Here is a 13370-nt window from a genome sequence, read left to right as displayed (position 1 = left end):
CTTTTTTGACGCTGTCATTTTGCGCATCCCACAAGGACGCGCCTTGGATATTAAGACCTTAGCGGACCCTACAAGCCATGAATAAAAATCTGCGCTTCAGCCACAAAATCCTGCTTGCAGCCTCCCTTATCGTCATCGCGGCTTTCGCGCTGTTTACCCTCTACAACGACTACCTGCAACGCAACGCCATTCGCGACGACCTCAACAACTACCTGCATGAAATGGGCGACGTCACCGCCAGCAACATTCAAACCTGGCTTAGCGGGCGTATTGCGCTGGTGGAAAACGCCGCACAAAACATCGCCATCAACCCCGAGCCGTCTGCGGTTGCCGGCCTGTTGGAACAGAAAACCCTGACGTCCTCATTTATGGCGACCTACGTCGGCGACAGTCAGGGCGCCTTTACCATCCGCCCCGACACCAAGATGCCGGATGGTTTCGACCCGCGTGTGCGGCCCTGGTACAAGGGCGCCCAAAGCAGCAACGGCTCAACCCTGACCGAACCCTATATCGATGCGGCCACCGGCAAATTGATCATCTCCGTGGCTACCCCCAGCACTCGAGGCGCTCAGAGCATCGGCGTAGTGGGTGGCGACCTGAGCCTGCAAACCCTGGTGGATAACATTGGCGCGCTGGACTTCGGCGGCATGGGCTATGCGTTTCTGGTCAGCGCCGATGGCAAGGTACTGGTACACCCGGACAAAAACCTGGTGATGAAAACCCTGGCTGACGTTTATCCAAAAAACACACCGAAGATCAGCCCTGACTTCAGCGAAGTCGAGGTCAACGGCAAGGACAACATCGTGACCTTTACACCGATCAAGGGCCTGCCCTCGGTGAACTGGTACCTCGGTATTTCAGTAGATAAAGACAAATCCTTCGCCATGCTCAGCGAATTCCGCACTTCGGCGGTAATAGCCACGGTTATTGCCGTGGTGATCATCATTGCCCTGCTCGGCATGCTTATCCGCGTATTGATGCAACCGCTGCATGTGATGACCCGCGCCATGCAGGATATTGCCGATGGCGAAGGCGACCTGACCCGTCGTCTGACCATCCAGAATCATGATGAGTTCGGCACACTGGGTAACGCGTTCAACCGCTTCGTGGAGCGTATTCATACGTCGATCCGCGAGGTGTCCTCAGCCACCGAACAGGTGAATGAGGTAGCACTGCGGGTGGTCAGCGCGTCCAACTCGTCGATGGTCAACTCCGACGAGCAGGCCAACCGTACCAACAGTGTCGCCGCCGCCATCAATGAATTGGGCGCAGCCGCCCAGGAAATTGCGCGCAATGCCGCGCAAGCGTCCCATCAGGCCAGCGATGCGCGGCATCTGGCTGAGGACGGCCAGCAAGTGGTCGAGCGCAATATCAAGGCGATGAATCAGCTGTCAGCGATGATCAGCGCTTCCAGCAGCAATATCGAAGCGCTTAACAGCAAGACGGTGAATATTGGCCAGATTCTCGAAGTCATTACCAGTATTTCCCAGCAAACCAACCTGCTGGCGTTAAACGCTGCCATTGAAGCGGCACGTGCCGGGGAAGCGGGCCGTGGGTTTGCGGTGGTTGCCGATGAAGTGCGCAACCTGGCGCATCGCACGCAGGAATCCGCGCAGCAAGTGCAGAAGATGATCGAGGAACTGCAAGTCGGCGCCCGGGATTCGGTCAGTACCATGAGTGATAGTCAGCGCCATAGCCTCGACAGCGTGGACATCGCCAACCTGGCCGGCGAACGCCTGAACAGCGTGACCCAGCGCATCGGCGAGATCGACGGCATGAACCAGTCGGTCGCCACCGCGACTGAGGAACAGACTTCAGTGGTGGAGTCGATCAACATGGACATTACCGAGATCAACACCCTCAATCAGGAAGGGGTGGAAAACTTGCAATCCACGCTGCGAGCATGTGCCGACCTTGAGCAACAAGCGACACGGTTGAAGCAATTGGTCGGTAGTTTCCGGATTTGATCAGCAGTCCTCAGGCTCGGACCTGGCCTGCTCCTGCTCCCACAACTCGGCGGCACCGGGAAATTCGGTGCCGTCCTCGCTGTCCAGGTCATCCGGGTCATATCGACTCAAACACCCCTCCCCCAACGTAGCGGGGGCTTTTGACGTGGCTTTGTCCAACGGATCACTCATCGCTCAATCCTCAAAGGCGCGCAAAGAAAAAAGGCCTGGAACGATTTAACGCCCAGGCCCTTCATTCTTCAATCACAACAGGTCGGTCAGAACACCACTGTCTTGTTGCCGTGCACCAGCACGCGGTCTTCCAGGTGGTAGCGCAGGCCTCGGGCCAGGACCATCTTCTCGACGTCACGGCCGAAACGCACCATGTCTTCAATGCTGTCGCTGTGGCTGACACGCACCACGTCCTGCTCGATGATCGGGCCGGCGTCCAGCTCCTCGGTGACGTAATGGCAAGTCGCGCCGATCAACTTCACGCCCCGCAGGGAAGCCTGATGGTACGGCTTGGCCCCTACGAACGACGGCAGGAAGCTGTGGTGAATATTGATTACCTTGCCGGCGTATTCGCGGCACAGTTCCGGCGGCAGGATTTGCATGTAGCGCGCCAGCACCACAACGTCAGCCTCGTGCTGCTTGACCAGGCGGGAAACCTCGGCGAACGCCGGCTCCTTGTCCTGCGGGTTGACCGGCACGTGGTAATACGGAATGCCATGCCACTCGACCATGCTGCGCAGGTCGTCGTGGTTGGAAATCACGCAAGCGATCTCGCAGTCCAGTTCATCACTGTGCCAGCGGTGCAGCAAATCGGCCAGGCAGTGGGATTCGCGGCTGGCCATCAACACCACGCGTTTTTTCTGCTCGGTGTCGGTGATGTGCCATGTCATCGAAAACTCTTCGGCGATCGGCGCAAACGCTTCGCGGAAGGCATCAAGACCAAAAGGCAGCGAATCGGCACGAATCTCGTGACGCATGAAGAACCAACCGCTGAGATTGTCCGAGTGATGACTCGCCTCGGTGATCCAGCCGTTGTGGGAGGCCAGAAAGTTACTGACTTTGGCAACGATGCCGACCCGGTCCGGGCAAGCAATCACCAGCCGAAAAGTGCGCATTAGGGGAAAACTCCAGAACTTCGCAAAGGTCGCCATTCTAGCGATTGCGCAGGAAAACTGCAGTACTCGTTAACGTTTATTCCGATCACCGCCCACAGCCTTGTCCCTTAATAGCCTATGGTTTTACCACTGCATATATGAGGCTGTTGCGCCACGTCACGGCTGCTCCCGCTTTTCAAGCAGATTTATCTTAGGGTCTACGCCCTGGTAATTAACTCGAATGCATAGCATTGCTACAAACATTCAAAGTAATTCACATAAATGCGACCTTAAATGTTTACTTGGGCAAACCGCCTGACTATTATTGGGCCACTATCCCTGTCAATCAGCGCTCTACATAAGGTAGTCCACATGTCTCTGATCAACGAATACCGTGCCACCGAAGAAGCTATCAAAGAGCTGCAAGCCCGTTTGAAGAACCTGTCCCAAGACGACAAACTGCAAACCGAGCTGGAATTCGAAGGTAAATTGCGCGCCCTGATGGGTGAATACTCCAAATCCCTGCGTGACATCATTGCGCTGCTGGATCCAGAGTCGAAAGTTAAGGCTCCACGCGGCGCCGTAAAAACTACCGGTACCAAGCGTGCCCGCAAAGTCAAACAGTACAAAAACCCGCACAACGGCGAAGTGATTGAAACCAAAGGTGGCAACCACAAAACGCTGAAAGAGTGGAAAGCCAAGTGGGGCGGTGACGTAGTTGAAGGTTGGGCTACCCTGCTGGGCTAAGCCTCACCAGGCTTGCGCCTGAGCCGTTACACATAAAAAACGCCAGCTTGCTGGCGTTTTTTATTGTCTGCATAGTCTGCAAAACCGACTACAGATTCATTCTGGTTGCTAGAGAGTCCGCATACTCCTGCCATTGCTCCAGCACCTGGGACTGCAACGGTGAAGCACTTATAGCGAATTCACGCCGAGCCTGTTCAAACGCCTCAAGGGTATTCGGTGCGCCCCATTCCGGGCTCGACAAACGTTGCTGACAGAAAAGTTTCCAGCGCAGTTGCTCCTCGCTGTTCAACGTATCGGGGAAGTTGCGTGCTCGGTAGCGGAACAATAATTCAGGCAAACGCTCGTCATCAAAAGGCCACTGCTGGCGCGCTAATTGCGCAGGTTCAGCCGTTCGGACTTGTTCACATAAACGCCGGTCACGGTCTCCGATAAAACCGTCGTAAAGCTGTTGCTCAGGGTCCGAACTCGGCGTGAAGTCTTCGTGCGCGTAAATGGCCGCCAACTTATCGCGCCAAAGTTCCTGTGCGTCAGTTAGCCGCAGCGCCCGCTCCTGATAAATACTCATGTCCAAGTGCAGACGCTCACGATCTTCTGCGCGCAGCACATTCAAGGGCGCCACCACGGGGCAGCGATTGATATGCACCAATTTGAGGGGGACCGGCAGTTCACCGTCGGCCAGATCGTCACGGCGAGTGTAGAGACGCTGGCGCAAGGTATCGGCATCAAGGTCCAGCAGCCCTTGCGGGTCGAGTCCGAGGTCACAGACAATCAATGCATTGCGATTACGCGGGTGCCATGCAAGCGGCAGCACCACCCCCAGGTAATGACGTTCGGCAGAGAAACGCCCGGAAATATGCACCATCGGTTGCAGCAGACGCACCTGGTCCATCACCCGTTGCTTGCTGCGCAGTTGAAACAGCCATTCATACAACTTGGGCTGTTTCTCACGTACCAGCCGAGCCAATGCAATCGTGGCACGCACATCGGATAACGCATCGTGTGCCTGGCCATGGTCGATACCATTGGCTTCGGTCAGCCGCTCCAGCTTGAGCGTGACACGCCCATCCTCCTGCGGCCACTCGATGCCCTCCGGGCGCAGGGCGTAGGCGGTGCGAACCACGTCGATCAAATCCCAGCGACTGTTACCCCCCTGCCATTCTCGTGCGTAGGGGTCGAAAAAATTTCGATAGAGGCTGTAGCGCGTCATCTCGTCATCAAACCGCAGCGTGTTGTAACCGGCGCCGCATGTACCCGGGACGGCCAGTTCAGTGTGCACCCGAGTCATGAAGTCGGCCTCGGCCAAGCCTTTTTCCGCGAGTATTGCGGGCGTGATTCCAGTGATCGCACAGGCGATGGGGTGCGGCAGGATATCGTCGCTGGGCTGGCAATAGAGATTGACCGGCGCGCCGATCTCGTTGAGTTCAAGGTCGGTACGAATTCCGGCTACCTGAAGAGGGCGATCGCTGCGCGGGTTGATGCCGGTGGTTTCATAGTCGTACCAGAAAATGGAGTTCACGGGCTGTTCCTGTACTGAAGATCGACAAAGTCTAGGCGCTGGAAGGCGTCCGCGACCAGCACCAAATATACTGTACAAACATCCAGCAAAATCTTGAGTGGTTGCTTCCATCCCCGACACTGCTAGCATCCGTGTCTTCCAGCCACTCTGCACTGCCAAGGATCGCGATGCCGTCAGCCCCATTGGACACCCGCTACCAGATCGAGACCCCGGAGGGCATCGACCTGCCCCTGCGCCCGGCCGGCCTGGTGCCGCGCGTGCTCGCCTTTGCCTTCGACCTGGGCGTACGCGCGGTGGTCATGGGCGTTCTGCTGGTGCCATTGGCCTTGCTTGGCAACGTCGGTATCGGCCTGGGAGCGCTGCTGCTGTTCCTGATCAGTTGGTGGTACATGGTGCTGTTCGAGGTGCTCAACCAGGGTTGCTCACCCGGCAAGCAGGTCATGGGGTTGCGTGTCGTACAAGATGACGGCACTCCGATTGGCTGGTCCGCATCACTGATCCGCAACCTGCTGCGGTTTGTCGACATGCTGCCGTTCGGCTACTGCCTCGGCGCGATCAGTTGCCTGCAGCACCCCCATTTCAAGCGCCTGGGCGACCTGGCCGCCGGCACTCTGGTGATCTACCGTGAACAGCCGCTGGTACGCCCCCAGATTCCTCAAGCGACGGCCCTGCGCCTGCCCTTCGCCCTGGATTTGAGCGAACAACGGGCGATCCTTGGTTTCGCGGAACGCCAGGGGGAACTGTCCACCGAGCGCGTTCACGAATTGGCCTCGATTCTTGCCGCCCCCTTGCAGGTATCCCCTGCCCGCGCTGCGGAACAACTCAATGGCGTGGCCCGTGGCCTGCTGGGGCCAGCATGAAACAGAGCCTTTTCGAAAGCCGTCACCAGCGCCAATGGCAAGCCTTCGCCGAACAGCTCAAACAGTTGGAGCAAGGCCAGGCCAAGGCCGGTGACGTGGCCGATTTCCCTCATCAATATCGACGCCTGTGCCAGCATTTGGCCCTGGCCCAGGAACGCGGCTACAGCAGCTATCTGGTAGACCCATTGCAACAACTGGCCCTGCGCGGCCACCAACAACTCTACCGTCATCGCAGCCAACTGGCGGCGAATGCGCTGAGCTTTGTACTCGCTGATTTTCCTCGGCTGGTACGGGAGCAGTGGCGGTTTGTGCTGATCGCCAGCCTGCTGTTCTTTGGCAGCCTGGTGGGTATTGCCCTGCTGGTCTACCTGTTTCCCGACCTGATCTACAGCATCGTCAGCCCGCAACAGGTGGCCGAGATGCAGGGCATGTACGACCCTGATGCCAGCCGCCTGGGCCGCGCCGCCGAGCGTGCATCGAGCGAAGACTGGATGATGTTCGGCTACTACGTGATGCACAACATCGGTATCGCGTTCCAGACGTTTGCCGCCGGTTTAGTGTTCGGTCTGGGCAGCGTGTTCTTTCTGGTTTTCAACGGCCTCATCATCGGTGCGGTCTCCGGTCACCTGACCGAGATCGGCTATGGCCAGACCTTCTGGTCATTCGTCATCGGCCATGGCGCATTCGAACTGACCGCGATCGCCCTCGCCGGGGCCGCAGGCTTGCAGTTGGGGTGGGCACTGATCGCTCCGGGACAATTGACCCGTGGTGAATCATTGCGGCTGGCTGCACGCAAGAGCGTGCAAATGCTCTGCGGTGTCATGATTTTCCTGCTGATCGCAGCGCTCATCGAGGCTTATTGGTCATCCACCACCGTGATAACCCCGTGGGTCAAATACCTGGTGGGCGCTGTTCTGTGGCTGCTGGTGGGCACTTACCTGGGCTTTGCGGGAAGGAATCGCCATGCGCCTGACTGATGCCAGCGTGGTCATACGGCCGCGTACTGCCTGGGAAGCCATGGATCTTGGCGCCTTGATGGCACGGGAGCATCGCGTGCTATTGATGGGCAGTTGGGCATTGGTCACCGTACCTGTGTTCGCCTTGCTTACAGCCCTGCTGTGGCAGTATCCGTCCACCGCCATATTTCTGTTCTGGTGGCTCAAGCCGGCCTTCGACCGCTTGCCGCTGTACATTTTGTCCAAGGCCCTGTTTGGTGAAACGCCCACTATCAAGCACGCTGTGCGCCAGTGGCCGCTCCTCCTCAAGGGTCAACTGCTGGCCAGCCTGACCTGGCGACGGCTGAGCCTGAGCCGCAGCTTTGTAATGCCGGTGAGCCAGCTCGAAGGCCTGGACGGCCCGGCACGCCAGAAACGCCTGGGCGTGTTGCAGCAACGCAATGCCGGAGCCGCGCGCTGGCTCACCATCATCGGAATGCACCTGGAAATAGGCCTGTGGTTCGGCTGCATGGCACTGTTCTATCTGTTCATCCCACAAAACCTCGAGATGGATTGGGACTGGCAGCGCCTGTTATTGGCGACAAGTTCGGAAGGGTTATGGCTGGAGCACCTGGGCAACGCATTCTATGTCTTGCTGCTGATATTTTGGGAACCCATCTATGTCGCCTGCGGCTTCAGCCTCTACCTTAATCGTCGCACCGTATTGGAAGCCTGGGACCTGGAGCTGGTCTTCCGACGCCTTCGTCAGCGCCTGAGCAATGTGGCCCCGCTGTTGTTATTGATGATCGGACTGATGCTGCTGCCTCTCAGCCCTCCTGTCATGGCCGAAGCTTCCAGTCCCTCCAAACCGCTGAGTACCCCGAGCGCGAGCCAATCCATCAAATCGCTGCTGGACAAACCGCCCTTCAAGAACCCGGAAACCGTAACCCGTTATCGGTTTGGCGAAGAAAAGCCAGCCGGTAAAAACAAAACACACAGTGACGGCAGACTTCCCGATTGGCTGAAGGCGCTGCTGGACAACCTCAACAGCAATACCTTCAAGCACATCGCCCAAGGCTTGGAAGTTCTACTGTGGGGCGTTTTCATCGGCAGCCTGATCATGCTCGCGTGGCGTTACCGAGACTGGTTGCACACCTTCGTCAGCCGGCGCGGGCCGCGTAAGACAGAGGTTGCCAAACCCCTGCCCACGCAATTGTTCGGTCTTGAACTGGGTACCGAAACCTTGCCCGACGACGTTGCCGGCGCCGCCGAACAGCTATGGGCCACCCAACCCAGGGTAGCCCTCGCCCTGCTGTATCGAGGCCTGCTCAGCCGGTTATTGCATGATTTCAACCTGCCATTGAAAGGCGCTGATACCGAAGGCCAGGTCCTGGCACGTGTACACCAGTTGCAGCAACCACAGCTGCTGGCCTTCAGTGATGAACTGACCCGTCATTGGCAAAACCTCGCTTATGGTCACCGCCTGCCTCCGCTCCCTGCCCAGCAGAAACTATGCAGTGATTGGCGCGCCCTGTTCAGCCCAGGGAGCAATCCATGAATCGGCCATTACTATGGGTGGGGTTATTACTGGCGTGCCTGCTTGGCGCGGGCGGTTACTACGCATGGAGCAAGGCGACTCCCTATGACGAAGTGGTAGATCGTGGTCCTTCGCCAGAGGCGCTGGCCAATCCTTACCTGGCAGCCGAACACTTTCTGCGCCAACAAGGCCTGACCGTAGAGCATGCCTATAACCTGAAACAGCTGGATACCTTGCCCTCCAAGGGCAACAGCCTACTGCTGCTCGGCGAGCGCAGTAATATGTCGCCACGCCAGGTAGAACAGTTGCTGGAGTGGGCCAGATCAGGCGGCCATCTGTTGCTGGTCGCCGAGGCGCTGTGGGATGAAGAGACTGGCAAAAGCGGTGACCTGCTGCTCGATCGCCTGCAGATTCACCAGACACTGAGTGACGAACCTGAAGAACCTGCCACTTCCCTCAAAAAGCCCTCAAGCAAGAAAGCCCGGGACCTGACCAAACTCTATGTCGACAATGAAACCGCACCGGCTTATTTCAGTTTCGACACAGATTTCAACCTGACCGACCCCAAGCACCTGGCTCAATTCTCCGCCAACAGCGCAAGGGCCAGCCACCTGATGCAGCTCGACCTTGGGGAAGGCAGCGTCACAGTGATCACGGACAGCGACCTGTGGAAAACCCCGAACATCGGCAAGCACGACAATGCCTGGCTGCTGTGGTACCTGAACCAGGGCACCGCCGTGACTTTGCTGTTCACCAGCGACTTCGACGACCTGTTCACCTTGCTGATGCGGTATTTCCCCCAAGCCCTGGTGGCACTCACTGCCCTCGTCGCCTTGGGACTTTGGCGGGCCGGCGTGCGTCAAGGCCCGATTCGGGCCCCTGCATCCCCCGCGCGTCGCCAATTGCAGGAACACCTGAAAGCCAGTGCCGATTTCCTGCTGCGGCGAAGCGGCCAGGGCACCCTGCTGCAGGCCCTGCAACGCGATATCTTGCGTGCGGCCCGACGCCGCCACCCCGGTTTTGAACGCCTCGACAACGCAGAACAGCGCCACGTGCTTGAACACCTGACGCGCCAACCCTCTCACGTCATCAACCAGGCCCTTGGCCCACTCCCGGCAAAACGGCTTTCCAGCGCCGATTTCAGCCGACAGGTGGCGTGCCTGCAAACCCTCAGGAATGCCTTATGAGTGATTTCCCAAGCACCACTGCCTTGACCAGTGAAGCCCTGCAACGCGCCAGTGGGCAAGCCCAAGCCCTGCGCACTGAGTTGCGCAAGGCAGTGATTGGCCAGGATTCGGTGATCGAAGACGTCCTGACCGCACTGATCGCCGGTGGCCACGTGCTGCTCGAAGGCGTGCCAGGGCTGGGCAAAACCTTGCTGGTGCGCGCCCTGGCACGCTGCTTCGAGGGCGATTTCGCGCGTATCCAGTTCACCCCGGACCTGATGCCCAGCGACGTCACAGGCCACGCCGTGTATGACCTGCATACCGAACAGTTCAAGCTGCGCAAGGGGCCGGTGTTCACCCACTTGTTGCTGGCCGATGAAATCAACCGTGCTCCAGCCAAGACCCAGGCAGCCTTGCTCGAGGCCATGCAGGAACGGCAGGTGACCCTCGAAGGCGAGGCGCTGCCCATCGGCCAACCGTTCATGGTGTTGGCGACCCAGAATCCCATCGAACAGGAAGGCACATACCCCCTGCCGGAGGCGGAACTGGATCGATTCATGCTCAAGGTGCGCATGGATTACCCCGACGCGCAGCAGGAACTGGAGATGGTGCGCGAAGTCACCCGCTCGTCGCGGGCCGACATGCTGGCTGTACACCCATTGCGCACCGTATTGCAGGCCGAAGATGTGCTGCAACTGCAGCAGGTTGCCAGTGACCTTGCCCTGGATGAACAGGTGCTCGACTATGCCGTGCGCCTGGCACGCGCTACACGCAGCTGGCCAGGGCTGGCGATCGGTGCCGGACCGCGCGCCTCAATCGACCTGGTCCGCGGCGCCCGTGCCCGCGCCTTGTTGCGCGGTGGTGAATTTGTAACACCGGACGATATCAAGGGATGCGCCCTGGCAGTACTGCGTCATCGCGTACGTATCGCGCCAGAGCTGGATATCGATGGGCTGGAGGTCGACCAAGTGCTCAGGCAGTTGTTGGATCAGATTCCGGCACCCCGGCAGTGACTCGCCCATGAAGCCGACCCGTCTGCTGTTGAACTGGCTCGGCGCATTGCTGGGTCTGGGCATTTTGCTGGGCACTGCGGCAGCATTGCAGCTCACAGTACCGGACACCTTGCACTCAGTCGTCTGGGGGTTACTCCTGGCGTTGTTGCTGCTGGCCATGCTGGACGCCGTACGATTGCATCGCCGCCCATCTCCGCATGTACAACGGCAGATGCCCGGCAGCCTGGCGCTGGGACGCTGGGGCGAAATCCGCCTGGCTCTGGAGCACGACTTCCCACAGCCGCTGACGGTGCAGGTATTCGATCATGCCCCCGACGGGCTGAGCGTGGAGAACATGCCTCAACCCATAACCTTGTATCCCGGTGAACGCAGCGAACTGGGCTACCGCCTTCGCCCCCTGCGGCGAGGGCATTTCAGTTTCAGCCGTTGCGAAATACATCTACCCAGCCCTATGGGGCTGTGGGCGGCACGACGCCATATCGAAGTGAGCGACTCCACCCGCGTCTACCCGGATTTCGCTCGGCTCTACGGCGCCCAACTGCTGGGTGTGGACAACTGGCTGAGCCAATTGGGCGTTCGTCAACGTCAAAGGCGCGGTCTGGGGCTGGAATTTCATCAACTACGTGAGTTTCGCGAAGGCGACAGCCTGCGACAGATCGACTGGAAAGCCACCGCCCGACAACGCACCCCCATCGCCCGTGAATACCAGGATGAGCGCGACCAGCAGATAGTATTCATGCTTGATTGCGGCCGGCGCATGCGAAGCCAGGATGACGAACTGTCTCATTTTGACCACGCCCTCAATGCGTGCCTGCTGCTCAGCTATGTTGCCTTGCGCCAGGGCGATGCCGTGGGGCTGTGCACCTTTGCCGGTGACCAATCGCGCTACCTGGCGCCGGTCAAGGGCAGTAGCCAGTTGAACCTGTTGCTCAATGCGGTGTACGACCTGGACACCACCCGACGGACCGCCGATTACCAGGCGGCGGCAAGCCAACTGCTGGCCCGGCAGAAGCGTCGAGCCTTGGTCATTGTGGTGAGCAACCTGCGGGACGAGGACGATGAAGCCCTGTTGACGGCCGTCAAACGCATCAGTCGTCAACATAAGGTGCTGGTGGCCAGCTTGCGCGAGGAGGTACTCGACCAACTGCGTCAAGCCCCCGTGCAAACCTTGCCCGAAGCCCTGGCCTACAGCGGCACCATCGACTACCTCAACACACGGGACGAGCTGCATGACCGCCTGACCGCACATGGCTTATCCGTCCTGGACACCTTGCCATCCGAGCTGGGCCCCGCACTGGTGACACGCTACCTGGGCTGGAAGAAAGCCGGCGCTTTCTGAGAAAAGCGTTCTGAAAAACCACACTCGACCACGGCAGAGGTAAATCCCTCTGAACCGGGTCGACAGTGCGTTGTAGCTAGGCCGAAGCCTGCAAGGGGTCAAAACTGAAGTAATGCAACAAGACGTTGATCAATTGCCCATACTCCTCCGGGGCCTGCAGCACACTGAACCCGGAATCGTAATGCTGCGGGTTGATATCTTCGTGGCTCCACAGGCAGGTAGCCGTGAGATCAATGGGATAAAAGGTGCCGTCAGCCTCCGGAATCTTCAAGCGCAGCTCGAAATCCACGTCGACCATCATGGGCAATTGGCTGATCAACATCAGCCCGTCTTCCGAAACATTGCCCAAAAAACCGATGGGCTTGTCGGTGAGACGGTTAAACACTTGCAGGAAGTAAGGTAGCTGATGCCGCTCGATCCGTCGGTCGGTAAACATGGTGAGATCGCCATCCAGTGGCCATAACGCGGCCGTGCCAGTGATTCGGAACGAGTAATAAAACCCGCTCTCCATGGATCTCGGTAAGACAACGGGCAATAGTCCGTCGCCAGAACAGCTACCGAGTCCGGGCCCGCATTCGTTTGCATAGAAACTTGTACAAACGAACATTCAAAGGATAGCCCAAGACTGGCAACAGGCCAGTTATGAAATGGCGATTATCATCACAATGAAGCGGGACGCGGCTGGGCGACACTTGCACCGCGGTAATGCCCCAACTGCTGCAAGGTATCGAGCCTCGCACGAGCACGATAGGCGTACTCACTCGACGGGTACTGATTGATGATGAATTGATAGGTCTGCACCGCATCGACGAACAGTTTCTGCCGTTCAAGGCATTGCCCGCGCAACATCGATACCTCCGGTTGCACATAGCGGCGCGTGCGGCTTTCACGGTCGACCTGGGACAACTCCAGGGTGACACGCTCGCAATCGCCGACCTTGTAGGCGCGGTAGGCATTGTTCAAATGGTGGTCCATCGACCAACGGGTGCAGCCGATAACACTGACGGCCAGGGCAGCAATGAGCAAAATTCGCATGAGGGTTCTCCTGTCTTGTGCAGTGTATCGACCCCTCGTTAAAAATCTTCAAGGATGTTCGTATTCAGCCGCAGCGAAAACAAGGCAATCGTCGATAAGTAGTGCAAACGAACAATGACTACAACGAAAGAGCATAGTAGCCTTCCTCAGCGCTTGAACTCAGGAGTCTG

13 protein-coding genes and 1 pseudogene are annotated in these 13370 nt (G+C 58.5%); 9 read left to right on the top strand and 5 right to left on the bottom strand.

Annotated elements, in window-relative coordinates:
* Positions 1-77: 77 nt before the first annotated feature.
* Positions 78-1109: pseudogene (locus BM110_RS30220) on the top strand (cache domain-containing protein); the annotation flags it as partial.
* 93 nt (positions 1110-1202) lie between these two features.
* Positions 1203-1967 (top strand): methyl-accepting chemotaxis protein, encoded by a 765-nt coding sequence (locus BM110_RS30215; protein WP_371914386.1) that lies wholly within the window; start codon positions 1203-1205, stop codon positions 1965-1967.
* Here the strand turns inward: BM110_RS30215 and BM110_RS29610 are convergent, their stop codons facing one another.
* Positions 1968-2138 (bottom strand): hypothetical protein, encoded by a 171-nt coding sequence (locus tag BM110_RS29610; protein WP_165447918.1) that lies wholly within the window; start codon positions 2136-2138, stop codon positions 1968-1970.
* An 86-nt stretch (positions 2139-2224) separates the two neighbouring features.
* Positions 2225-3073, bottom strand: a complete 849-nt coding sequence (gene purU / locus BM110_RS17710; RefSeq protein ID WP_071489376.1) for a formyltetrahydrofolate deformylase — start codon at positions 3071-3073, stop codon at positions 2225-2227.
* 351 nt (positions 3074-3424) lie between these two features.
* Between purU and mvaT the strand changes: the two genes are divergently transcribed.
* Positions 3425-3799 (top strand): histone-like nucleoid-structuring protein MvaT, encoded by a 375-nt coding sequence (gene mvaT / locus BM110_RS17705; protein WP_016970296.1) that lies wholly within the window; start codon positions 3425-3427, stop codon positions 3797-3799.
* A gap of 88 nt (positions 3800-3887) precedes the next feature.
* Here mvaT and sbcB read toward each other — a convergent pair whose 3' ends face one another.
* Positions 3888-5315, bottom strand: a complete 1428-nt coding sequence (gene sbcB / locus BM110_RS17700) for an exodeoxyribonuclease I (protein ID WP_092246855.1) — start codon at positions 5313-5315, stop codon at positions 3888-3890.
* Positions 5316-5482: 167 nt separating this feature from the next.
* Between sbcB and BM110_RS17695 the strand changes: the two genes are divergently transcribed.
* Genes BM110_RS17695 through BM110_RS17670 form a run of 6 tightly spaced genes read left to right on the top strand, consistent with a single transcriptional unit; the run spans position 5483 to position 12165 of the window.
* Positions 5483-6175: an RDD family protein gene (locus tag BM110_RS17695; protein WP_092246852.1), complete on the top strand. Its 693-nt coding sequence runs from the start codon at positions 5483-5485 to the stop codon at positions 6173-6175.
* Positions 6172-7152: a stage II sporulation protein M gene (locus BM110_RS17690; RefSeq protein ID WP_093513908.1), complete on the top strand. Its 981-nt coding sequence runs from the start codon at positions 6172-6174 to the stop codon at positions 7150-7152. Before BM110_RS17695 ends, BM110_RS17690 begins: the two co-directional genes overlap by 4 nt.
* A complete protein-coding gene (locus BM110_RS17685; RefSeq protein WP_093513907.1) occupies positions 7139-8668 on the top strand; it encodes a DUF4129 domain-containing protein in 1530 nt (509 codons plus the stop codon). Before BM110_RS17690 ends, BM110_RS17685 begins: the two co-directional genes overlap by 14 nt.
* Positions 8665-9834 carry a DUF4350 domain-containing protein gene (locus BM110_RS17680; RefSeq protein ID WP_093513906.1) on the top strand — a complete coding sequence of 390 codons (1170 nt, stop codon included), beginning with the start codon at positions 8665-8667 and terminating at the stop codon, positions 9832-9834. Before BM110_RS17685 ends, BM110_RS17680 begins: the two co-directional genes overlap by 4 nt.
* A complete protein-coding gene (locus BM110_RS17675; RefSeq protein ID WP_071489518.1) occupies positions 9831-10826 on the top strand; it encodes an AAA family ATPase in 996 nt (331 codons plus the stop codon). The genes BM110_RS17680 and BM110_RS17675 overlap by 4 nt, the downstream gene beginning before the upstream one ends.
* A gap of 7 nt (positions 10827-10833) precedes the next feature.
* Entirely contained in the window at positions 10834-12165 is a 1332-nt protein-coding gene (locus BM110_RS17670; RefSeq protein WP_092246840.1) for a DUF58 domain-containing protein, read from the top strand.
* 76 nt (positions 12166-12241) lie between these two features.
* Here BM110_RS17670 and BM110_RS17665 read toward each other — a convergent pair whose 3' ends face one another.
* Together BM110_RS17665 and BM110_RS17660 are read right to left on the bottom strand one after the other, a co-directional pair.
* Complete coding sequence (locus BM110_RS17665; protein WP_071489334.1) at positions 12242-12601, bottom strand: PilZ domain-containing protein; 360 nt, start codon at positions 12599-12601, stop codon at positions 12242-12244.
* A 224-nt stretch (positions 12602-12825) separates the two neighbouring features.
* Entirely contained in the window at positions 12826-13200 is a 375-nt protein-coding gene (locus tag BM110_RS17660; RefSeq protein WP_092246837.1) for a tetratricopeptide repeat protein, read from the bottom strand.
* Positions 13201-13370 lie beyond the last annotated feature (170 nt).

Origin of the sequence: Pseudomonas sp. NFPP28 (genome assembly GCF_900115535.1) — a bacterium.
Lineage (GTDB): Bacteria > Pseudomonadota > Gammaproteobacteria > Pseudomonadales > Pseudomonadaceae > Aquipseudomonas > Aquipseudomonas extremorientalis.
The sequence above is the reverse complement of the archived record's forward strand: the minus strand, read 5'-3'. Positions and strand labels throughout refer to the sequence as shown.

What these genes read in the sequence shown, in the direction of transcription:
- BM110_RS30215 (WP_371914386.1), top strand. Translation starts at nt 1,203, where the DNA reads ATGGTCAACTCCGACGAGCAGGCCAACCGTACCAACAGTGTCGCCGCC.
- BM110_RS29610 (WP_165447918.1), bottom strand. Translation starts at nt 2,138, where the DNA reads ATGAGTGATCCGTTGGACAAAGCCACGTCAAAAGCCCCCGCTACGTTG.
- purU (WP_071489376.1), bottom strand. Translation starts at nt 3,073, where the DNA reads ATGCGCACTTTTCGGCTGGTGATTGCTTGCCCGGACCGGGTCGGCATC.
- mvaT (WP_016970296.1), top strand. Translation starts at nt 3,425, where the DNA reads ATGTCTCTGATCAACGAATACCGTGCCACCGAAGAAGCTATCAAAGAG.
- BM110_RS17695 (WP_092246852.1), top strand. Translation starts at nt 5,483, where the DNA reads ATGCCGTCAGCCCCATTGGACACCCGCTACCAGATCGAGACCCCGGAG.
- BM110_RS17690 (WP_093513908.1), top strand. Translation starts at nt 6,172, where the DNA reads ATGAAACAGAGCCTTTTCGAAAGCCGTCACCAGCGCCAATGGCAAGCC.
- BM110_RS17685 (WP_093513907.1), top strand. Translation starts at nt 7,139, where the DNA reads ATGCGCCTGACTGATGCCAGCGTGGTCATACGGCCGCGTACTGCCTGG.
- BM110_RS17680 (WP_093513906.1), top strand. Translation starts at nt 8,665, where the DNA reads ATGAATCGGCCATTACTATGGGTGGGGTTATTACTGGCGTGCCTGCTT.
- BM110_RS17675 (WP_071489518.1), top strand. Translation starts at nt 9,831, where the DNA reads ATGAGTGATTTCCCAAGCACCACTGCCTTGACCAGTGAAGCCCTGCAA.
- BM110_RS17670 (WP_092246840.1), top strand. Translation starts at nt 10,834, where the DNA reads ATGAAGCCGACCCGTCTGCTGTTGAACTGGCTCGGCGCATTGCTGGGT.
- BM110_RS17665 (WP_071489334.1), bottom strand. Translation starts at nt 12,601, where the DNA reads ATGTTTACCGACCGACGGATCGAGCGGCATCAGCTACCTTACTTCCTG.
- BM110_RS17660 (WP_092246837.1), bottom strand. Translation starts at nt 13,200, where the DNA reads ATGCGAATTTTGCTCATTGCTGCCCTGGCCGTCAGTGTTATCGGCTGC.